Origin of the sequence: Mesorhizobium sp. M0676 (genome assembly GCF_040320535.1) — a bacterium.
GTDB lineage: Bacteria > Pseudomonadota > Alphaproteobacteria > Rhizobiales > Rhizobiaceae > Mesorhizobium.
The window spans coordinates 13,740-34,117 of sequence record NZ_JAMYPU010000044.1 but is presented as its reverse complement, the minus strand read 5'-3'; the positions used below and the strand labels follow the sequence as shown (position 1 = coordinate 34,117).

General features: G+C 63.7%; 17 protein-coding genes, 1 pseudogene and 1 riboswitch. Of the genes and pseudogenes, 8 read left to right on the top strand and 10 right to left on the bottom strand.

Features of this window, described 5'->3' with window-relative positions; translation table 11 throughout:
* Positions 1 to 655 (top strand): annotated as a pseudogene (locus NKI35_RS29155) (hypothetical protein); the annotation flags it as partial.
* A gap of 26 nt (positions 656 to 681) precedes the next feature.
* On the opposite strand, the gene NKI35_RS29150 reads toward NKI35_RS29155, so the two are convergent.
* The 4 genes from NKI35_RS29150 to NKI35_RS29135 are packed head-to-tail and all read right to left on the bottom strand — an operon-like array spanning position 682 to position 3,759.
* A complete protein-coding gene (locus NKI35_RS29150; protein ID WP_023673676.1) occupies positions 682 to 981 on the bottom strand; it encodes a CcdB family protein in 300 nt (99 codons plus the stop codon).
* Positions 981 to 1,223, bottom strand: a complete 243-nt coding sequence (locus NKI35_RS29145; RefSeq protein WP_023693600.1) for a type II toxin-antitoxin system CcdA family antitoxin — start codon at positions 1,221 to 1,223, stop codon at positions 981 to 983. The genes NKI35_RS29150 and NKI35_RS29145 overlap by 1 nt, the downstream gene beginning before the upstream one ends.
* 54 nt (positions 1,224 to 1,277) lie before the next feature.
* Positions 1,278 to 3,098, bottom strand: a complete 1,821-nt coding sequence (locus NKI35_RS29140; RefSeq protein ID WP_352742248.1) for an ABC-F family ATP-binding cassette domain-containing protein — start codon at positions 3,096 to 3,098, stop codon at positions 1,278 to 1,280.
* A 1-nt stretch (position 3,099) separates the two neighbouring features.
* A complete protein-coding gene (locus NKI35_RS29135) occupies positions 3,100 to 3,759 on the bottom strand; it encodes a thiamine diphosphokinase (RefSeq protein WP_352742247.1) in 660 nt (219 codons plus the stop codon).
* A 162-nt stretch (positions 3,760 to 3,921) separates the two neighbouring features.
* Positions 3,922 to 4,036, top strand: a riboswitch (TPP riboswitch).
* A gap of 43 nt (positions 4,037 to 4,079) precedes the next feature.
* On the opposite strand from NKI35_RS29135, the gene thiB reads away from it, so the two are divergent.
* The 4 genes from thiB to NKI35_RS29115 all read left to right on the top strand — a co-directional run bounded on the left by thiB (position 4,080) and on the right by NKI35_RS29115 (position 9,402).
* Positions 4,080 to 5,087, top strand: coding sequence for a thiamine ABC transporter substrate binding subunit (gene thiB / locus NKI35_RS29130; RefSeq protein ID WP_352742245.1), 1,008 nt, complete (start codon positions 4,080 to 4,082; stop codon positions 5,085 to 5,087).
* A gap of 220 nt (positions 5,088 to 5,307) precedes the next feature.
* Positions 5,308 to 6,906 (top strand): thiamine/thiamine pyrophosphate ABC transporter permease, encoded by a 1,599-nt coding sequence (gene thiP, locus NKI35_RS29125; RefSeq protein WP_352742243.1) that lies wholly within the window; start codon positions 5,308 to 5,310, stop codon positions 6,904 to 6,906.
* Positions 6,903 to 7,667 carry a thiamine ABC transporter ATP-binding protein gene (gene thiQ, locus NKI35_RS29120; RefSeq protein WP_352742241.1) on the top strand — a complete coding sequence of 255 codons (765 nt, stop codon included), beginning with the start codon at positions 6,903 to 6,905 and terminating at the stop codon, positions 7,665 to 7,667. Before thiP ends, thiQ begins: the two co-directional genes overlap by 4 nt.
* A gap of 328 nt (positions 7,668 to 7,995) precedes the next feature.
* On the top strand, positions 7,996 to 9,402 hold the full coding sequence (locus NKI35_RS29115; RefSeq protein WP_352742253.1) for a M48 family metalloprotease: 1,407 nt from the start codon (positions 7,996 to 7,998) through the stop codon (positions 9,400 to 9,402).
* Positions 9,403 to 9,498: 96 nt separating this feature from the next.
* Here NKI35_RS29115 and NKI35_RS29110 read toward each other — a convergent pair whose 3' ends face one another.
* Positions 9,499 to 10,356, bottom strand: coding sequence for an RNA polymerase factor sigma-32 (locus NKI35_RS29110; RefSeq protein ID WP_023731851.1), 858 nt, complete (start codon positions 10,354 to 10,356; stop codon positions 9,499 to 9,501).
* A 397-nt stretch (positions 10,357 to 10,753) separates the two neighbouring features.
* Here NKI35_RS29110 and NKI35_RS29105 point away from each other — a divergent pair, with 397 nt between their 5' ends.
* From NKI35_RS29105 to NKI35_RS29095, 3 genes are all read left to right on the top strand, one after another.
* Entirely contained in the window at positions 10,754 to 11,527 is a 774-nt protein-coding gene (locus NKI35_RS29105; protein ID WP_023707253.1) for an amino acid ABC transporter substrate-binding protein, read from the top strand.
* Between the two features lie 137 nt (positions 11,528 to 11,664).
* The gene (locus tag NKI35_RS29100) at positions 11,665 to 12,345 is read left to right on the top strand and encodes an amino acid ABC transporter permease (protein ID WP_023693608.1); all 681 of its coding nucleotides are present in this window, start codon (positions 11,665 to 11,667) and stop codon (positions 12,343 to 12,345) included.
* Positions 12,342 to 13,109 carry an amino acid ABC transporter ATP-binding protein gene (locus NKI35_RS29095; RefSeq protein WP_023673665.1) on the top strand — a complete coding sequence of 256 codons (768 nt, stop codon included), beginning with the start codon at positions 12,342 to 12,344 and terminating at the stop codon, positions 13,107 to 13,109. The genes NKI35_RS29100 and NKI35_RS29095 overlap by 4 nt, the downstream gene beginning before the upstream one ends.
* A 196-nt stretch (positions 13,110 to 13,305) precedes the next feature.
* Here the strand turns inward: NKI35_RS29095 and NKI35_RS29090 are convergent, their stop codons facing one another.
* The 5 genes from NKI35_RS29090 to phbB all read right to left on the bottom strand — a co-directional run bounded on the left by NKI35_RS29090 (position 13,306) and on the right by phbB (position 20,347).
* Positions 13,306 to 13,887, bottom strand: a complete 582-nt coding sequence (locus NKI35_RS29090) for a CarD family transcriptional regulator (protein WP_023673664.1) — start codon at positions 13,885 to 13,887, stop codon at positions 13,306 to 13,308.
* A gap of 425 nt (positions 13,888 to 14,312) precedes the next feature.
* Positions 14,313 to 14,651 carry a ferredoxin FdxA gene (fdxA, locus tag NKI35_RS29085; RefSeq protein ID WP_013529180.1) on the bottom strand — a complete coding sequence of 113 codons (339 nt, stop codon included), beginning with the start codon at positions 14,649 to 14,651 and terminating at the stop codon, positions 14,313 to 14,315.
* Positions 14,652 to 14,904: 253 nt separating this feature from the next.
* Complete coding sequence (locus tag NKI35_RS29080) at positions 14,905 to 15,291, bottom strand: RNA-binding S4 domain-containing protein (RefSeq protein WP_023673663.1); 387 nt, start codon at positions 15,289 to 15,291, stop codon at positions 14,905 to 14,907.
* 75 nt (positions 15,292 to 15,366) lie between these two features.
* Positions 15,367 to 18,930 (bottom strand): helicase-related protein, encoded by a 3,564-nt coding sequence (locus tag NKI35_RS29075; protein ID WP_352742251.1) that lies wholly within the window; start codon positions 18,928 to 18,930, stop codon positions 15,367 to 15,369.
* A gap of 691 nt (positions 18,931 to 19,621) precedes the next feature.
* Positions 19,622 to 20,347, bottom strand: a complete 726-nt coding sequence (phbB, locus tag NKI35_RS29070; RefSeq protein ID WP_023698448.1) for an acetoacetyl-CoA reductase — start codon at positions 20,345 to 20,347, stop codon at positions 19,622 to 19,624.
* Positions 20,348 to 20,378 lie beyond the last annotated feature (31 nt).

Here is a 20,378-nt window from a genome sequence, read left to right as displayed (position 1 = left end):
CGCTCCGCCGGCCAACGGGGCAGCACCGGCCGCCGCCACGCCGCCCGCGGCCGGCACGCCGCCCGCTGCGCCGGCGGCCGCCGCTCCCGCGCCCCCCGTTGCGGTCGGCCAGAAGGCGATCTTCTACGAGGAACGCACCTCGACCGCGCAAGGTTCGGCCGAACCCGGCAGCATCGTCTGGTCGCTGGTGCAGGAATCGCCCGGCGGCGACCTGCCGCCCGAGCCGGCGATCCGCGCCGAGGCGACCATTCCCGGCAAGGACATCCAGCTGCGCATGACCATCCGCCGCAATACCGACCAGACGCTGCCGGCCAGCCACATCATCGAGATGATCTTCCTGACGCCCGAGGGCTTTGACGGCGGTGGCGTCGACAACATCCTGCGCGTCGCCATGAAGAGTTCGGAACAGGATGCCGGCAGCCCGCTGATCGGCATTCCGGCCAAGATCGCCGACGGCTTCTTCCTGGTGGCGCTCAACGACACCAAGGCCGACGAGGACGCCAATCTGACCTTGCTTCGGGGCCAGGACTGGATCGACGTGCCGGTGGTCTATAAGACCGGACGCCGGGCGCTTCTGACCATGGAAAAGGGCATCCCCGGCGAGAAGGTGTTCGACGAGGCGCTGAAGGCCTGGCAGTCGAAGACGGCGGGCTGATGGCGCGCTGGAGCGGCTGCCTTCGCTCAGAAGCCCTGGAACAGCATGTCGAGCGCGGCGACGATGTCGTCGTGATGTCTAGAAAGGTTTCCCTCTGGCATCCGCAATTCGGACGCGCTGAAGGCCGACACAAACTGTGTGACCATCACAAGATCTTTGCCGTTTATAGCGAAGGTCGGGTTCAGGCGGCGGCCAGGAAGCGGGGCAATCTCGGGCGGCATCAAAGGAACGACCACCCTCGTGCTCAGCCCTTCAAGCATATCTGACTGCACGTCGAGAAGATAACCGTCGCTCTCGGTACTCCGATAGAAATCGTAACGCGCCATCAGAACGGCCGGTGTTTAGCCAATGGCAGTCCGTTCTTTCGGACATATTCGTTGGAGCTTTCGATGGCTTCCCTGTTTTCTTCTTGCCATCGACGCGTTTTCTCCGCCGCAATCGCTTTCGCGATCCCTGCTTCGGCAGCGCGGGAGATGTTGATGCCCAACGCTTTGGCGTCCTTGATCAACTGAGAGTCAATGGACGTGTTGACAGAGGTCCGCTGAGTTTTTGGCGTCGATTGAAGCACGGAGATGCCTCCTTTCATGCGCACAATATACGCGCATAAAGACCGCAGGCAATGCTACCCCTCCATCTCCTCACGCAGCATTTCCAATTCCAGCCATTCCTCCTCAAGCTCTGCCAGCGTGAGGCGCTCCTTGTCGAGGGCAGCGATGGTCTTTTGGAACGAGGCCGGGTCGCGCTCGTAATAGGCGGGATCGGCAATGTTGTTTTCCAACCGCGAGATCGAGGCCATTACCGCCTCGATCTTCTTGGGCAGCGATTCCAGGGCGAATTTCTGCTTGAACGACAGTTTCTTCGACGGCCCTTTTGGCGCTACCGGCTCGCTCTTGCCCGGCGCCGGCGCATCGCTAGCTTCGGCCTTGGCGCGCGCCTTGCGGTCGTCGAGCCGGGTGCCGCCGCGCTGCGCCAGCATGTCGGAATAGCCACCGGCATATTCGATCCAGCGGCCGCCTCCGTCCGGGGCGATGATGCTGGTGACGGTGCGGTCGAGGAAGTCGCGGTCGTGGCTGACCAGGATGACCGTGCCGGCAAAGCCGGCGACAAGTTCCTGCAACAGTTCCAGCGTCTCCATGTCGAGATCGTTGGTCGGCTCGTCGAGCACCAGAAGGTTGGCCGGCCGCGCCAGAACACGCGCCAGGAGCAGCCGCGCCCGTTCGCCGCCGGACAGCTCGCGCACCGGGGTGCGCGCCTGTTCCGGCTTGAACAGGAAATCCTTCATGTAGGACACGACATGGCGCTGCTCGCCATTGATGACGAGGTTTTCGCCGCGCCCGTCCGTGAGATACTGCGCCAGGGTCTCGGCCGGATCGACCGCCTCGCGCTTCTGGTCGAGCGTGGCGATTTCCAGATTGGTGCCGAGCCGCACCGAGCCGGCGTCGGGCTTCATCTCGCCGGTGAGCATCTTCAACAGCGTCGTCTTGCCGGCGCCGTTCGGCCCGACAAGGCCGATGCGATCGCCGCGCTGAATGCGGGTCGAGAAGCCTTTGACCACGGTGAGGTCGCCAAAGCTCTTTTCGATGTTCTTGGTCTCGATCACCAGCTTGCCGGATTCGGCGGCGTCGCTGGCCACCATGGTGGCCGAGCCCTCGGCGCCGCGATGGCCGCGAAAACGCTGGCGCATGGTCTGCAGTTCGCCCAGGCGGCGCATGTTGCGTTTGCGGCGAGCCGTCACGCCATAGCGCAGCCAATGCTCCTCGCGCACGATCTGGCGGCCCAGCTTGTGCTGTTCGCGCTCTTCCTCTTCCAGCACAAGGTCGCGCCATTCCTCGAAATGGCCAAAGCCCTTGTCGAGGCGGCGGGTCTGGCCACGGTCGAGCCAGACAGTGGCGCGCGAGACGCGTTCGAGGAAGCGACGGTCGTGCGAGATGACGATCAGCGCCGAAGATGTCCGGACAAGCTCTTCTTCCAGCCATTCGATGACCGACAAATCGAGATGGTTCGTCGGCTCGTCAAGCAGCAGAATATCGGGTTCGGGCGCCATGACGCGGGCAAGTGCTGCGCGGCGCGCCTCGCCACCGGAGAGATCGTTGGGGTTCTCCGTGCCGGCGAGGCCGAGATGCTCCATCAGATATGTGGCGCGGTAGGGATCGTCGGCAGGCCCAAGCCCGGCCTCGACATAGGCACGCACATTGGCAAAGCCGTCCATGTCGGGCATTTGCGGGAGATAGCGCACCGTTGCCGAAGGCTGGCGGAAGACCTCGCCGTCTTGCGGCTCGATCAGACCGGCGGCAATCTTCAGGAGCGTCGACTTGCCGGAGCCGTTGCGGCCGACGAGCGCGATCTTGTCACCGGCGGACGCCGTCAGTTCGGCGCCATCGAGCAGCGGCGTGCCGCCAAAGGTCAGTCTTATGCCGTCGAGGTTGAGAAGGGGCGGGGCCATGTCAGCTTTCAGGCAAGGGATAGGGGTGGGCGAGCAGCAGCGCGCGGCCATGGCCGAGCTCGATTTCGAGGCGGCCCCCGGTCTTGTTGGACTTGACCTCGTTCGAGATGGTCAGCGACGAGCCGAACACGACCTCGACATGGTCGAGCGGCCACTTCGCGCCGGACACCGTGAGGCCCGAAAGATCGGAAAAGCCGAGCACCGAAAACAGCGTTCCGTCGGCATAGTCGAAGCCGGCCTTGCCGGGCAGCAAAGGGGCGCCTTCCTGCGCTCCGCTGGTCAACAGCACTTTTGTGCCGGCCTCGGCCAGCCGCAGGCTGAGCGCCAGATGGAGGAAGGCGTGGTCGGCGCGCTTGCCGCCGAAAGCGCCGGCCAGCACCAGGCTGGTGGCGCCGCGTTCCAATGCCGCCGCGATCGCCAGTTCGCCATCGGTCTTGTCCTTTTCGGAAGGAAACACCTCCCGCGGCACGGCGGCGAGATCGGCAGGCAGGTCCGCCGGCACGGAATCGAAATCGCCGACCCACAGCTCCGGCATCAGGCCGATCAGGCGGGCATGACCGATGCCGGCGTCGGCGGCGATGACGCGCGTGCCCGCGACCTGGCGGTCGAGCCGCGGCGTGCGGACGAGATCGCCGCCAAGCAAGATGGTGAATGTGCTCATATCCGCTGGCCCTTACCAGCCCCGCCGACGAAACGGAAGGCCGAGCGGCACCGTCACTCTTTGTTGGAGCATGATCTTTTTCCGGAAACGGATTCCACTTTCCGGGATCATGCTCGGGCAAACTTCCGCTTGCGTGGCACCTTGGCCGGGCCTATGTGTCGAAACGCTCTAACGGGGTGCCGGACGCGATCTTCGCGGACCGGCTGAGAGGCAGTCTCGCCAACCCGCTGAACCTGATCCGGTTTGTACCGGCGGAGGGATTAGACGCTTCGGACAGCCCGACGCCTCAATTCCTTTCAACACGAATGAAGGAGGCGCCGATGCGCATGTTTTTGTCCCGTCTTGTCCCAGCGCTGGGGCTTGCTGTTTCGCTACTGGCAAGCCCTGCGTCCGCGCAGGAAAAACTCACGATCTATACCTATGAGAGTTTCACTGCCGACTGGGGTCCGGGCCCCCAGGTGAAGAAGGAATTCGAAGCCGAGTGCGGCTGCAGCGTCGACTTCGTCTCGGTGGCCGACGGCGTCGCGCTGCTCAACCGCGTCGAGCTCGAAGGTGCCTCGACCAAGGCCGATATCGTGCTTGGTCTCGACACCAACCTCACTGCGGAAGCCAAGGCTTCCGGCCTGTTTGTCCCACATGGCGCGGTGGCTGAAAACAACGTGCCGGGCGGCTGGAGCGACGACACTTTCGTGCCCTATGATTATGGTTATTTCGCCGTCGTCTACGACACCGAAAAGCTGAAGAGCCCGCCGAAGAGCCTGAAGGAACTGGTCGAGGGCGATGCCGCCGACAAGATCGTCATCCAGGATCCGAGGACGTCGACGCCGGGCCTCGGCCTGCTGCTGTGGGTCAAGTCGGTCTATGGCGACAAGGCGCCGGAAGCCTGGGCGAAACTCAAGGGCAAAGTGCTGACGGTGACGCCGGGCTGGAGCGAGGCCTACGGCCTGTTCACCAAGGGCGAGGCGCCGATGGTGCTTTCCTATACGACGTCGCCGGCCTACCACATGGTGGCCGAGAACACCGGGCGCTACCAGGCGGCCTCGTTCGAGGAAGGCGAGTATCTGCAGATCGAGGTCGCCGGCATCACCACCACGGGCGCGAAGAATCCGCTGGCGGCGAAGTTCCTGGCCTTCATGACCGGGCCGAAATTCCAGGATGTCATTCCGGAGACCAACTGGATGTTCCCGGCCGGGAAAACCGACAAGCCGCTCAATCCGGCTTTTGATAGGCTGGTCAAGCCGGCGAAGACCTTGCTGTTCAGCCCGGAAGAGCTCGCGGCAAATCGCAAGGCCTGGGTGGATGAATGGCTGGCGGTGATGAGCAAGTAGCTTTGGCTGTATGATCGAAAGATGAGTGCCCTACGGCGCCCCCCTCTGTCCTGCCGGACATCTCCCCCACGAGGGGGGAGATTGGCTATCGTCGGCGATTTCGCCAGTCGCCAAGGTTGCAGGAATAAGCGGGGCGCGGAAATAGCTGATCTCCCCCCTTGTGGGGGAGATGTCCGGCAGGACAGAGGGGGGCGCGAAGGAACGCGACGCCCGGTAAAGAGTGCAACGCTCTGACGCCCGCATCACGGCCGGCATTGTCGCGCTTGCGGCAATCGCGCTGCTGATCGGTGGCGCCTTCGCCGGCCTTATCCGCGAAGGCGCGCACGACCTTTCCGGCGCCGCGTCCGCCTTTGACCTCTATCTCCTGCGCGTTGTCCGCTTCACGCTCTGGCAGGCTGCGCTCTCGATGCTGCTTTCCGTCGTACCGGCGCTGTTCGTCGCCCGCGCGCTGTCGCGGCATCCGCGCTTCTTCGGACGCGGCTTCATCCTGCAGCTGTTTACTGTGCCCCTTGCCTTGCCGGCGATTGTCGCAGCGCTGGGCATACTGGCGCTCTATGGCCGCGCCGGTTATTTCGCCGCGATCGGTGGCCAGAGCTGGCCCGACATCTATGGGCTGCCGGGCATCCTCGTCGCCCACGTCTTCTTCAACCTGCCGCTGGCCACCCGGCTGTTCCTCGAAGCGCTGGGCACGGTGCCGGCCGATCAATGGCGGCTGGCGAGCCAGCTCGGCATGGGGACGAGGCCAGCCTTCCGGCTGATCGAGTGGCCGGTGCTGCGCGCCGCGCTGCCGGGCGTCGCGGGGCTTGTCTTCATGCTTTGCATCACCTCCTTCACCATCGTCCTGATCCTCGGCGGCGGGCCGGCGGCGACGACGCTGGAAGTCGCCATCTATCAGGCACTGCGTTTCGACTTCGATCCGGCGCGGGCGGTGACGCTGACGGTGCTGCAGATCGCGCTGACTTTTGCCGTCATGCTGGCGCTGACGCGGCTTGGCGCCAATGTGACCGGCGACTCCAATTTGCCTGTTGCGCCGCGGCGCTATCACTTGGCCGGCAAAGTAGAAACAGCGTTTAACGCCGTCCTGATCGTGCTCGCCTTGCTGTTCGTCGCCGGACCGATGGCGGCCACCGTTGCCTCCGGCCTCGGCGCCGATCTCGGCCGGCTGGCGGGCGAGAGTGCCGTGCGTCAGGCGACGCTGACCAGCGCCGGTCTCGCCCTCTCGGCGGCGCTACTTTCGGTGGCGCTGTCGCTGTCGCTGATCATGGCTCGGCGGGCACTGTCGCTGCGCCGCCGGTCCAGTGCCCGTTCATTGCTCGAACATGCCACCGACACCGGCGCCGGCTTCGTCCTCGTCGTGCCGCCCATTGTCATCGGCGCCGGCTGGTTTCTCCTGCTGCGCACGGTCAGCGATGTCTTTGCCATCGCGCCGGTCATGGTCGTCACCGTCAATGCGGTGATGGCGATGCCCTTTGCCATCCGCGCGATGCGCCCGGCCTATGATGCGGCGAGCGAGCGCCACGAAAAGCTGTGCGCGCAGCTCGGCATTGCGGGCTGGAACCGGCTGCTTCTGGTCGACTGGCCATCGCTCCGGCGGCCGCTGGCCACCGGCTTTGCCTTCGCCATGGCGCTGTCGCTCGGCGATCTCGGCGTCATCGCGCTGTTCGGCAGCGATTCGGTACAGACCTTGCCCTATCTCCTGCTGGCGCGCATGGGCAGCTATCGCACGGCCGATGCTGCCGGGCTGGCTTTGCTGCTCGGGGCGGTCTGCCTTGCATTGGTGGTCGCGGCAGACTGGCTGGGACGGGGAGAGAGATCGTGACGTCCGCTGTGGAGAAAGGCACGACTGTCCGGCTGGACAAGGTCTCGTTCAGCTATGGCGAAACGTCATTCCTGTTCGATGTCGAATTCCATACATCTAAGATCACCGCCATCATGGGGGCAAGTGGTTCGGGCAAATCGACCTTGCTCAATCTGGTGGCTGGTTTCGAGACGCCGGAGTCCGGTCGTGTGCTGATCGGCGCCGCCGATGTCGGCGCCAAGCCGCCTTCGGCGCGGCCGGTGTCGATGGTATTCCAGGAAAACAATCTGTTTGCTCATCTCTCGGTGGAGAAGAATGTCGGGCTCGGCCGCTCGCCATCGCTCAACCTGACCGACGCCGATCGCGCCGCAATCGCCGAGGCGCTTGACCGCGTCGGCCTGGCCGGCAAGGAAATGCGCCTGCCGCTCGAACTCTCCGGCGGCGAAAGGCAGCGCGTGGCGCTCGCCCGCGTTCTGGTGCGCGACCGGCCGGTGCTGCTGCTCGACGAGCCGTTCGCTTCGCTCGGGCCAGCACTGCGCGACGACATGCTCGACCTGGTGGCCGGCGTTCATGCCGAGCGGGCGATGACGGTGCTGTTCGTCACGCATCAGCCGGAAGACGCTCGCCGTATCGGCGAGCAGATGGTTTTTCTGGACAATGGCAGCGTTGCCGCCACGGGACCTGCCGGCGATTTTTTCGACGGCACTGGCCCTGAAGCGTTTCGGCGCTATATCGGCGCAAGTTCGGGCGGATCACGCGATATTGCCCGGAAGCGGACATAATTTACGACCAAACCGGCTACAGGTGATGTGGCGCTTGCTTGCCATGGTCCAGTCGATGTGGCTAGGTCCGCTTAGTACTGGTCCGGCACGAGCCGTGATTTGCCCCTACAGCGCCGCACCCGGCCGGATGCGTAAACGCTGTAGGTTTTTTGATGTGCAGGATTGCCAACGAGAACCGATTTTTCGCTGGCGCGGGCCCCGGTCCAAATCATGCGCCGAGAGCTGAAGGAACGCCGTGCTGCCGACCGGCACTGACACTTTGAAACGCAGACCGCTGGTGCGCTTCCTCGCGCTGGCCGGCCTTGCCGTGGCGCTGGCCAGCTGCCAGATGTTCACGCCTCCCGAAGTGCAGGAATCCGGCTTCCAGCCTTCCGACAAGCCGATCACGGTCGACAATGTCGCCGCCAACAGCAAGCTTGCCGAACTGGCGAAGGCACAGCATCCGCGCATCCTTGCCACGTATGGCGGCGAATATTCCGATCCCAAGCTCGAGCGCATGGTGGCCAAGGTTGTCGGCAGCCTGACCGTGGTGTCGGCCAATCCGACCCAGACCTATCGCATCACCATCCTCAATTCGCCCAACGTCAACGCTTTCGCGCTGCCGGGTGGCTATCTCTACGTCACCCGCGGCCTGCTGGCGCTGGCCAATGATTCGGCCGAACTCGCCGCCGTCATCGCGCATGAGATGGGCCACGTCACCGCCAATCATGGTCTGCAGCGACAGCAGCTCGAGGCCGAGGAAGGCCTGGCGACCAAGGTGGTCTCCGATGTGCTGGGCGACAGCCCGACCGCCAAGCAGGCATTGATCCGCGGCAAGCTGAGGCTGGCGCAGTTCTCGCGCAACCAGGAGCTGGAGGCAGACGCCATCGGCATCAAGTCGATCGGCGAGGCGGGTTACGATCCCTATGCCGCCGGGCGTTTCCTACAGTCGATGTCGGCCTATACAGATTTCCGCTCGATCAGCGGCGCCACCGACGCCAGCCTCGACTTCCTGGCTACGCACCCCAACACGCCGCAGCGAATTGATCTGGCGCAGCGTCACGCCCGCCAGTTCGGCGCGCCGGGCATCGGCACGCGCGACCGCGATTCCTTCCTGGCCGGGATAGACGGCCTGCTCTATGGCGACACGCCGGAAGAGGGCTATGTGCGCGGCCAGACCTTCCTGCATCCGGGCCTCGGCGTATCGTTCACGGTGCCCGACGGCTTCATCATCGACAATTCGGCAGCGGCGGTGACGGCGACCGGTCCCGGCGACATGGCGATCCGCTTCGACGGTGTGTCGATCGACAAGGATCGTGCGCTGACCGACTACATCAGAAGCGGCTGGGTGGCCGGTCTCGACGAGACCAGTGTGCGCCAGGAGACGATCGACGGCAACGAGGCGGCGACAGCGCACGCCGGCGCCGATGGCTGGCAGTTCGACATTGCAGTGATCCGCGCCGGCGGCCAAGTCTATCGCCTGCTGACGGCCGCCCCCTCGGCCAGCACGACACTCGATCCGGTGGCACGCTCGGTCAGCGGTTCGTTCCGCGTGCTCAGCCCCACCGAGAAAGCGGCACTGAAGCCGCTGCATATCCGCGTCGTCACGGTACAGGCCGGGCAGACGATGGGCACACTTTCGGCGCAGATGGTCGGCGTCGACCGCAAGCTCGATCTGTTCCGCGTGCTCAACGCGATGTCGCCGGGCGCCTCGGTTTCGGCCGGCGACAAGGTCAAGATCGTCACGGACAGATAGCGCCGGTCTTCGTCAGAAACCCCAGCCTTCGTAGTGCTTTTTTCTGAAATAACTTTTCTGAGATAACTCGGGGCGGTACCCCTGTTCCTGGCAATCTCACGCTGCCATGAATTCGGGGTTCTGCTTCACCAGCGCGAGCTTGAGCTTTTCCATGGCGCGGGCCTCGATCTGCCGGACACGCTCCTTGGAAATGCCGAGCGTCTCGCCGAGCGCCTCAAGCGTCGCACCTTCGTCGGTCAGCCGACGCTCCTCGATGATCCTGAGTTCGCGGGCATTGAGCGCGCGGAGCGCCGTCTTCAGCCACATCAGGCGCCGTTCGACGTCGATGGTGTCGCCGGCGACCTCGTCAGGCAATGGATCGTCCGAAATCAGGAAGTCCATCCGCTCGGTGGTGCCGGCTTCGTCGGCGAGCGGTGCGTTGAGCGAAGAGTCAGGTGCTGAAAGCCTGGAATCCATCTTCGCGACATCGGCCTCGGAGACGCCGAGCGCTACCGAGACTTCGCGGTAGAGCGTGGCGTTGGAGATCGGCTCGGCGCCGTTGGCAAGACGGGCGCGCAGGCGCCGCAGGTTGAAGAACAGCGCCTTTTGCGCCGAAGAGGTGCCGCCGCGAACGATCGACCAGTTGCGCAGGATGTAGTCCTGCATCGAAGCGCGGATCCACCATGTCGCATAGGTCGAGAAGCGCACCTCGCGCTCCGGCTCGAAACGCGCGGCTGCTTCCAGCAGCCCGACATGGCCCTCCTGGACCAGATCGCCGAGCGGCAGGCCGTAATGTCGGAATTTCGAAGCCATGGAGATGACCAGCCGCATATGGGCGACGGTGATCTGATGCAGCGCCTGCTGATCCTGGTCTTCCTTCCAGCGCAAGGCGAGAACATGTTCCTCATCGCGCTCGAGGTAAGGGGCTTTCATTGCCGTGCGGACCATGGTCCGTCCTGCCGTGTCTTCGATCATGCCGCGCTCCTGCTCCCGGACATTTTCGGACGGCCTGGCGGCCGTTATCTCTGTTTGACGCAATTCCGAAGGAAACCGCTTTCCCACTTTCCTGGAATTGCTTCGGGCCTAGCGCAGCCAAGGGTTCTTGAAATGGAAACGCGGCGCCCTACAACAAGCCATGAACGTGCCACACCGGGGATTGGTTCCGCCGCCGATGGCGGTTGTTTTGTGCGGTCCGACAGGGCGCATCGACACCGCAGATCGGGTCTATTGGCACCGATCCGAGCTGCTTTGAGAATCTGATTTCTGGATCGCCGTTTTTTTGAAATCTGGTTCCTTATTTTGCTGCGCTGTATCTGTCAGTTTCCGGCTCTCACAAGCGCCGGACACCGGCCAAGGACGGGATCACATAGAAATGAAATGGCTCAATTCGCTCATCGTCGCCGGAACGCTTCAGGTTCTGGCTGTTACATCAGGCCATGCCGGCGCCAATCTTGACCAGATCAAGCAGGCCGGCACCCTCAAAGTCGGCACCGAAGGCACCTATGCGCCCTTCACCTATCATGATGCTTCCGGCGCGCTGGTCGGCTTCGACGTCGAGATCGCCAAGGCGATCGGCGACAAGCTCGGCGTCAAGGTCGAGTTCCTCGAAGGCAAATGGGACGGGCTGATCGCCGGCCTCGACGCCAACCGCTACGACGCCGTGATCAACGAGGTCGGCATCACCGACGCGCGCAAGGCCAAGTACGATTTCTCCGATCCTTACATCGCCTCCAAGGCCGTGCTGATCGTGCGCGGCGACAACACCGACATCAAGACCTTCGCCGACCTCAAGGGCAAGAAGTCGGCACAGTCGTTGACATCGAATTTCGGCAAGCTCGCCGAGACCAACGGCGCCGAACTCGTCGGCACCGACGGCTTCGACCAGTCGATCCAGCTGCTGCTCACCGGCCGCGCCGACGCCACCATCAATGACAGCCTGTCTTTCCTCGACTTCAAGAAGCACAAGCCGGACGCCAATGTGAAGATCGCCGCGCAGGAAGAGAACGCCGACTATTCCGGCGTCATCGTGCGCAAGGGTGATCCGGAGCTGGTCGCGGCGATCAACAAGGCGCTGGCCGACATCAAGGCCGACGGCACCTACAAGAGGATCGCCGATACTTATTTCGGCCAGGATGTCTCGCAGTAAAGACCATCTCCCGGCGGTTTGCCGGCAATGACAAATAGCGGCGGGCCGTCTTTGACGGCTCGCCGTTTTTCGCATGATATGAGAAGCACACAATCGCACTGCCGTCACCGCGGCGGTCTGTGGGGGAGGAGCCGTTCGTGCCGCACTGGCTACACCTGATGCTGGACTCGTTGCCGACACTGCTGTGGGCGGCGTTGATCTTCACCGTACCGCTGACATTGCTGTCGTTCGCACTCGGCCTGTTCGTCGGCCTGGTTGTCGCCCTGGTGCGGCTGTTCGGTCCCAAGCCTCTGGTTGCCGTGGTCCGCTTCTATGTCTGGATCTTCCGCGGCACGCCGCTTCTGGTGCAGCTGTTCCTGATCTTTTACGGCCTGCCTTCGGTCGGCATATTGCTGGACGCTTTTCCGGCGGCGCTGATTGGCTTCACCCTCAACATAGGCGCCTACAGTTCGGAAATCATCCGCGCCGTGATCGGCTCGGTGCCGAAGGGCCAGTGGGAGGCGGCCTATTCGATCGGCATGACCTGGAGCCAGGCGATGCGGCGCACCATCCTGCCGCAAGCCGGCCGCGTCGCCGTGCCGCCGCTGTCCAACACCTTCATCTCGCTGGTCAAGGACACGTCGCTCGCCGCCGCCATCACCGTGCCGGAGATGTTCCAGGCGGCGCAGCGCATCGTCGCCACCACCTATGAACCGCTGATCCTCTATGTCGAGGCGGCGATCCTTTATCTGGCGATGAGCTCGGTGCTTTCGGCCTTGCAGACGCGGCTGGAGGAGCGGCTCAACCGCTATGGCGGCTTCCTGGAGGCGCGCTCATGATCGGCCTCACCGACATCGAAAAGCGCTTCGGCGACAATCTGGTGCTGAAGGGCGTGACGGTCACCATTGCCGAAGGCAGCGTCACCGCGCTCGTCGGCCCCTCCGGCGGCGGCAAGAGCACACTGCTGCGCTGCATCAACCTGTTGGAGATCCCGACCTCGGGCATGGTGCGCATCGGCGACGAGACACTGGAATTCCGTCCCGGCATCAAGATCCCCAGCCGCGACATCCAGCGCCTGCGGCTGCAGACCGGCATGGTGTTCCAGAACTTCCAGCTGTTCCCGCATCGCACCGCGATCGAGAACGTCATGGAAGGCCTGGTGACGGTGCTCAAATGGCCGACGGCAAAGGCGCGCGAGCGGGCACTGGCGCTGCTCGAGAAGGTCGGCATGGCGCACAAGGCGGACGATTGGCCGGCAACGCTGTCGGGCGGCCAGCAGCAGCGTGTGGCCATCGCCCGCGCCCTGGCGCCGTCGCCCAAGGTTCTGCTTTGCGACGAGCCGACCTCGGCGCTCGATCCGGAACTGGCGCAGGAAGTGGTCGACGTGCTCGGAAAACTCGCCAGCGAAGGCACCACCATGGTGATGGCCACGCACGACCTTCGCCTTGCCTCCAAGATCGCGCAGGAGGTGGTGTTCCTCGATGCTGGTGTCGTCGTCGAGAAGGGGCCGTCCACCGTGGTGTTCAGCAATCCGGAGCGGGAACGGACCAAGCGTTTTATTGCGACGCTGAAGCAGGAGGCGGAGAAGGAAGCCGGCGGCTGAGCCTTCTACGTTCCCCTTGTGGGGAGGTCGGACGGAAGGTCCGGGTGCGGTCTGGTGTCGTCCCCATCCTCGCTGCTTCGCAGCGACCCTGCCTGGGCGAGCCACGGGTCTCGCCCGTCCTTGGAACCCCACAAGGGGGTAAAAACAAAAACCCGGCACAAGGCCGGGTTTTTCATGATTTCGACGGTGAAAGCGATCAGGCAGCTTCTTCCTGCTCGGCTTCCTCATTGTCGGCCTTGGCGCCGCGCTTCGGGCCCTTGTTGAGGTTGACCTCGATCAGGCGCACGGCTTCGGTTTCCGACATGCGGTTGACTGCCGCGATCTCGCGCGCCATGCGGTCGAGTGCCGCCTCATAGAGCTGACGCTCGGAATAGGACTGTTCCGGCTGGTTGTCGGCACGGTAGAGGTCGCGCACGACTTCCGAGATCGAGATCAGGTCGCCCGAATTGATCTTGGCATCATATTCCTGCGCACGGCGCGACCACATGGTGCGCTTGACGCGGGCGCGGCCCTGCACGACCTTCAGCGCGCGCTCGACATAATCCTCTTCCGACAGCTTGCGCATACCGATGGAGGTCGCCTTGGCGACCGGAACCTTCAGGCGCATCTTGTCCTTCTGGAAGTCGATGACGAACAGTTCCAGCTTGTGGCCCGCAACTTCCTGCTCGTCGATCGAGACGATCTGGCCGACGCCGTGTGCCGGATAGACGATGTACTCGCCGGTCTTGAAACCGTGGCGTGCCGAGGTGGACTTCTTCTGCGGGGTGATCGTTGCCATTACGCCCTGAACTCCTTGTTGTGGCACCGGCGGCCTGCCGGTCCGAACGCATGCGACCGGGGACACCGATCGTTAGCCGCACAACAGATGAACCCATCGGAAAAGCCGGGACCGGCAAACCGCATACATAGCGACTGCCTGGCCCAGATCGCTCTGGTCCGATTGGGGATTTCACCTTTCAGTGATTTGGGGCGCTTGCGCCATAAATCGACGTTGTGTCACCGGCATGTTTCAACTGGTGTAGCACAAAAAGTCGGAAGAATCAAGGTTTTGCTGCAAACGCGAAGGTCGAGCGACATCGCCGCCTGTCAAGGCAGTTAATGTATGATGCGCGTTACGCAGCGTTATGACGATCCAATAGGCCGCACTTTTTCGCTTTGCGCATCACCCTTTCCGAAATCGATTCCGATTTCAGGGTCATGCGCTCAGTCGCCTTCGCCGGGCTCGGCGGAGAAATATTTCTCGAACTTGCCGGCTTCGCCGTCGAAGCTCTTGGCATCTGCCGGAGGCTCCTTCTTGGCGGTGATGTTGGGCCATTTCTCGGCGTATTCGGTGTTGACCTGCAGCCATTTGTCGAGGCCCGGCTCGGTGTCGGGCTTGATTGCATCGGCCGGGCATTCCGGTTCGCAGACACCGCAGTCGATGCACTCGTCGGGATGTATGACAAGCATGTTCTCGCCCTCGTAAAAGCAGTCGACCGGACAGACCTCGATGCAGTCCATGTACTTGCATTTGATGCAGTTGTCGGTCACGACATAGGTCATTGGTCGGCTCCGGGACGTCCCGTTCTTACTAGAGCGACGTGCGTCCACTTGGACGCATAAAGTACGCTCTAACACTTTGAATCTGCGCATCGTGCCTTCCGAAAAATCGATTTCCGATTTTCGGGCCGATGCGGCGGCTTTTTTGGTGAGGTAACGCCTTTGCCTGCCGCTTGCAAGGGCAGCCATTGCAGGCGGGGCCCGCGTGTCCGGAATGAAATTCCAGACCGCCGGCATGGCGCAGACGGCCAAGGCTTCAGTCTTCGCCGAACAGCCGGTCGGTTTGCCTGCGCTCTTTCTTGGTCGGCCGGCCGCTGCCGGCGTCGCGCAGCGCCGGAATGGCATCGGCAACAGCCTCGCCTTTTGGGGCCGGCGGCGGGGACATGTCCTCGTAGAGCGTGCGTGCTTCCTCGGCCGGACCGCGCCGCACGCCGGTGCCAAGCACCTTCCAAATGAAAATACGGCGCTCGTGCGTAATGGTCAAAACGTCGCCAGGCTTGACCAGATCGGAGGCCTGCGCTGCTTTGTCGCTGTTGATGCGGACGCGTCCGGCGACAACCAGCTTGGCCGCCAGCGAGCGCGATTTTATCGCGCGCGAAAAGAACAGCCACTTGTCGATGCGCTGACGACCTTCAGCAACCATCGCAGCGAGTTATCTCTTGTTGGAGCATGATCTTGTCCGAAAACCGGTTCCACTTTTCGGGATCATGCTCAGAGCCTACTTCTTCAGCTGGTCGCGCAAGGCGGCGAGCTTGGCGAAGGGCGAGTCCGGATCGAAGCGCGCCGGGCGTTCATCGCGTGGCTTGGCCTGGAAAGCCGGCTTGGCGCCTTGCGGTCCGCCTTTGCCTTCCGGCCTGCCGCCTTTCCAGTCAGGCCGGCCCTCGCGCGGACGCTCGCCTTGCGGCTTGCCGTCGCGGCGCTGTTCGCCCTCGGCCTGCGGCTTGGGCTTGAACTTCGAACGGTCGAAGCGTGGCTTGGCGGCACCGTCGCGCTGGTCGCGCCGGCCTTGGTAGGCCGGCCGCTCGCCCGTTGCGGGCTGTCCGCCGGCAGCGTCGGCCGGCGCGTCGGCGCGGGCAGCCTGGCCGTTACGCGGGCGATTGTCCCGGCCTTGACGATGGCGCGGGCGCTGCTCGAAACGACCCTGCCGCCACAGCAAGATGGGCTTTGGCGCTTCGGCCTCGGGGACAGGCTCAGCGCTTCCACCCTCCCCCTCGTGGGGAAGGTCGGCGCGCAGCGCCGGGGTGGGGGCAGCGTCGGCGTCGGCGGTTGCGCCTGAAGTGTCTGCTGTGTCTGCACCTGCTTCGTCAACGCTGTCACCCCCACCCGCGTCGCTTCGCGCCGCGACCTCCCCCATCGAGGGGGAGGTAAGGGCGTCGGCGTTTTCGGCGACGGTGGCGTCGGCGCTTTCGGGGACGGTGTCGTCAGCTTCTGCAACAGCCGGAGCTTCTTCCGCGATTTCTATGGGAGCTTCGACCTGTTCTTCCGCGACGGGCTCCGCCGTTGCTTCCTCGATGGCTGGAGCTTCGGCGGTGGCTTCAACGGCCGCAGTTGGCTCCGAACCCTCGGGAGGCGCGCCCGGCTGAGCGTCCGCAGCAACAGCCTCCGCTGCGGCTTCGGCGACGGGCTGCTCAGCCGCAGGCTCAGCGGCGGCAACCGCATCCGGCTCCGATCCAACGGCCGGCGCTTCAGCGGCGGCTTCTCTTGCCACGGCTTCGGCCGCCTTGGCCTGTTCAGCTTTTGCAGCCGCGTCCGCAGCCAGCTTGACGGCAGCCGCTTCCCGCGCCGCGTTGTCCTGTGCTTCCAGCCGCGCCTTCACCTCTGCCGGCGGCTTCGGCTCGGCGCGATAGCCGAGGCCCTTCAGAATCTCTTCCATGTCGTCGGCGGTGGCGCCGAGGATCGACATCATCGGCGGCGTCACCATGAAGGACTGGCCGTCATAGGCGCCGTCCGGGCGCTGTCCCAGACCGGGCTTCCAGTTGGTCGCAGGCCGGATCAGGTCGGCCAGCCGTTCCAGAATGTCGATGCGCACGGCGCGGCGCCCGAGATTGCGGTATCCGGCAAGCTTGTAGAAGCTCTTGTCGAAAGCAGGATCGATGACCACCGAGGTGCGGCCGGAAGCCAGGGCGTGCACCACGTCGCCAAAGCCCGGCTTGTCCTTGCCGTCGTTCTTCAGCGCCCACAACAGCGTAATCAGTCCGGCGGGCGCCGGCTTGATCAGCGCCGGCACGAAGACGTGGTAGGCGCCGAAGCGCACACCGAGCCGGCGCAAGGCGGCGCGACCCTCCTGGTCGAGCGACTTCATTTCCTCGGCAATGTCGCGGCGGTTGATGAGGCCGAAATGCTCGACGAGCTGGAAGGCGATGCCACGGCCGATGCCGGCGATCTGCTCGGCATTCTTCAAGTCGACCAGCGGCTTCAGCAAGGATTCGATCTGGAAATTGACGAAGCGCTCGGCGCGCGCGGCGACCTTGTCGCGGGCGGGACCGGTCAACTGCTCGTCGGCCAAAAGCACCAGGCGCGGCTTCAGCGCGTCCTCGCCGGCAACCAGCGTGCCGATCGGCGCGCCGATCCAGCGCAGCGTGCCGTCGGAGCCGAGCGCAAGGTCGCCATTGGCGCAGGCGCCGAAGCGTTCGGCACGCGCCTCGAACTCAGCGGCCAGCGCTTTTTGCGCTGCCGTACGCACGGCCTTGGCGTCTTCGCCGCCGGCGCTCTGATCGGCGGTGAAGCGGAACCCTTGCAACTCGCCGACATGATGGCCTTCGACAAGGACGGTTCCGGTAGGACTGATTTCGGCTTCAGGCATTGTATTTTCTCTAAGGCGCCGCATGAGGACGGAAGTCCTGCGGTCTACAAACCGTTTCGTCAACCGCTCATGCAGCGCATCCGACAATCTGTCTTCGATTTCGCGCGTCTTTTCCCGCCAGTGTGCCTGATCGGCCAGCCAGCCCGGCCGGTTGGACACGAATGTCCAGGTGCGGATCTGGGCAATTCTGTGCGACAGCGTGTCGATATCGCCTTCGGTGGTGTCGGCGCGGCGCACCTGCTCGGCCATGTAGTTCTCATCGACATGGCCGTGTTTGGCGAGGTCGGCGTAGATCGAGGCGATCAGGTCGGAGTGCTGGGCCGGCGCGATCTTGCGGTAGTCCGGCAGAGCACAGGCTTCCCACAGCAGCGCGACGCGCTTGGCATTGGTAGCCAGCGCGCGGATGTCCTCGTCGCGGGAGAGATGTTCGAGCGCCTGCGCATCGACCGCCGGCAACGCCCGCGTCAGGCCTTCGACCGGCGCGTTGGTCTCGATCGAGCGCTTCAGGGCGTCGAGGCTGGCGAAGTCGAAATGCGCGGTGCGCCATTGCAGCACCTTTACCGGATCGAACTCATGCCCCTCGATGCGCTTGACCAGTTCCTCGTCCAGCGGATCGACCTGGCCGGTGACGCCGAAGGTGCCGTCGCGCAGATGCCGGCCGGCGCGGCCGGCGATCTGGCCGAGCTCGGCCGCCGTCAGGTTGCGGTACTGGTAGCCGTCGAATTTGCGGTTCTGGGCGAAGGCGACATGATCGAGATCAAGGTTGAGGCCCATGCCGATGGCGTCGGTGGCGACGAGATAGTCGACGTCGCCTGCCTGGAACATTGCCACCTGGGCGTTGCGGGTGCGGGGCGACAGCGCGCCGAGCACGACCGCCGCTCCTCCTTGCTGGCGGCGGATCAGCTCAGCGATGGCATAGACCTCGTCGGCGGAGAAAGCGACGATCGCCGTACGCCGCGGCAGGCGGGTCAATTTCTTCGAACCGGCATAGGCCAGGTGCGACAGGCGAGGGCGCGTCACCACCGAGACGCCTCTTAGCAGCTTTTGCAGGATGCCATGCATGGTGGCCGCGCCGAGCAGCAGCGTTTCCTGGCGCCCGCGCAGGTGCAGGATTCGGTCGGTGAAGATATGGCCGCGCTCGAGGTCGCCGGCGAGCTGCACCTCGTCGATGGCGACGAAGGCAACGTCGGTCTCGCGCGGCATGGCTTCGACGGTGCAGACCGAATATTTCGCGCCGGGCGGCTGGATTTTTTCCTCGCCGGTGATGAGCGCCACCTTGTGGGCGCCGACCTTTTCGCAGACGCGGGCATAGACCTCGCGCGCCAGAAGGCGGAGCGGCAGGCCGATAATGCCGCTCTCATGCGCCACCATGCGCTCGATGGCGAGATGGGTCTTGCCGGTGTTGGTCGGACCCAGCACGGCAGTCACGTCGCGGCCCGACAGGATCAGCGGCTCGGTGTGTTTCGGCTGGATGTTCATCGGCCTGGAGATGAGGCTTTCTGCATCGTGTTGTCGGGAGCGCGCCTCGCGTGGCGCGTATGACAGGCGACACATAGGGATTTCAGGCGCGAAGCGAAAGCGGAATGTTCCGGCCGGCAATCCCACGGTTCGTCTTTGAGGTCTCAATTAACAGTTGGAACGAGTCTGGAACGAATCGGCGACGAATCAGTGACTCCGGCAGATTCAGCTTTTGTTCACGGCTACATGTGGATTTTGCGAGCCTGAGTCTCACCATATGCTGAATCGCGGAAACTGGCCCGATTCCTGCAAGGCGACCATTGGCGTTAACCTTTGCCGGCGGGGCATCGTCGTGATCCGATACGCCTCAGCCAACGTTCTGAAATTGTTGAATTTTCTTAATCGGCCTTAACCATTTTCCGGTGGTATTCGGCCTTGGTCGTTAACGTTCCGCTCAAAGCCGGAACGAATGGGTGACGAATCGGCGATGGCGGGATTTTCCTGGTTTGTTCACCCCAACATGTTGTGTTGTCCACAGCTTGTCCACCGAGAATTCACAGTTTTCGAACCGGGTTTGCACAGGGCGCCTAGAAATCGTTAATCTTTGCGTGCCGGAACGGGTCAATGTCTAGCGCAGCCCGGGAACATCGCCGGCCGGCGATGAAAAAACGGGCCATAAGCCGGCCCGTCGTACCGGGCGAAATGCTGTCGTTCAGGCGAAATACTGGCCGCCATTGGCTGTGATGGTCGAACCGGTGATGAAGCCGGCGTCTTCGGAAGCGAGGAAGACGACGCAACGCGCGATCTCTTCCGGTTCGCCGAGGCGGCCGACCGGAATCTGCGGGATGATGCGTTCATTCAGCACCTTCTCGTCGATCGCCTTGACCATCTCGGTGGCGATGTAGCCGGGGCAGATGACATTGACTGTGATGCCCGCGCGCGCGCCCTCCTGCGCCAGCGCCTTCGAGAAGCCGATGTCGCCGGCCTTTGCGGCGGAATAGTTGACCTGGCCGGCCTGGCCTTTCTGGCCGTTGATGGAGGAAATGGTGATGACGCGGCCGAATTTGCGGTCGCGCATGCCGCCCCACAGCGGATGCGTCATGTTGAAGACCCCAGACAGATTGGTGTCGATGACTTCCTTCCACTGCTCGCGCGTCAGCTTGTGGAACATGGCGTCGCGGGTAATGCCGGCATTGTTGACCAGCACCGAGACCGGGCCGAGATCGGCCTCGACCTGTTTGATTCCGGCGGCACAGGCGTCGTAGTCGGCGACCGACCATTTGTAGGCCTTGATGCCGGTTTGTGCGCTGAACTTCCCCGCTGCCTCGTCATTGCCGGCATAGTTGGCTGCAACGGTGTAACCGGCATTCTTCAGGCCGATCGATATGGCGGCGCCGATGCCGCGCGATCCACCGGTGACGAGCGCTACTTTGGTCATTGAAAGTTCTTCCTCCCTTTGGTCGGAAGAA

Coding starts and splice junctions, on each gene's coding strand:
- NKI35_RS29095 (WP_023673665.1), top strand. CDS start 12,342: ATGATCGGCCTCACCGACATCGAAAAGCGCTTCGGCGACAATCTGGTG.
- thiB (WP_352742245.1), top strand. CDS start 4,080: ATGCGCATGTTTTTGTCCCGTCTTGTCCCAGCGCTGGGGCTTGCTGTT.
- NKI35_RS29105 (WP_023707253.1), top strand. CDS start 10,754: ATGAAATGGCTCAATTCGCTCATCGTCGCCGGAACGCTTCAGGTTCTG.
- NKI35_RS29135 (WP_352742247.1), bottom strand. CDS start 3,759: ATGAGCACATTCACCATCTTGCTTGGCGGCGATCTCGTCCGCACGCCG.
- phbB (WP_023698448.1), bottom strand. CDS start 20,347: ATGACCAAAGTAGCGCTCGTCACCGGTGGATCGCGCGGCATCGGCGCC.
- NKI35_RS29080 (WP_023673663.1), bottom strand. CDS start 15,291: ATGGTTGCTGAAGGTCGTCAGCGCATCGACAAGTGGCTGTTCTTTTCG.
- NKI35_RS29090 (WP_023673664.1), bottom strand. CDS start 13,887: ATGGCAACGATCACCCCGCAGAAGAAGTCCACCTCGGCACGCCACGGT.
- NKI35_RS29150 (WP_023673676.1), bottom strand. CDS start 981: ATGGCGCGTTACGATTTCTATCGGAGTACCGAGAGCGACGGTTATCTT.
- NKI35_RS29140 (WP_352742248.1), bottom strand. CDS start 3,098: ATGGCCCCGCCCCTTCTCAACCTCGACGGCATAAGACTGACCTTTGGC.
- NKI35_RS29110 (WP_023731851.1), bottom strand. CDS start 10,356: ATGATCGAAGACACGGCAGGACGGACCATGGTCCGCACGGCAATGAAA.
- NKI35_RS29075 (WP_352742251.1), bottom strand. CDS start 18,930: ATGAACATCCAGCCGAAACACACCGAGCCGCTGATCCTGTCGGGCCGC.
- NKI35_RS29115 (WP_352742253.1), top strand. CDS start 7,996: ATGTTCACGCCTCCCGAAGTGCAGGAATCCGGCTTCCAGCCTTCCGAC.
- fdxA (WP_013529180.1), bottom strand. CDS start 14,651: ATGACCTATGTCGTGACCGACAACTGCATCAAATGCAAGTACATGGAC.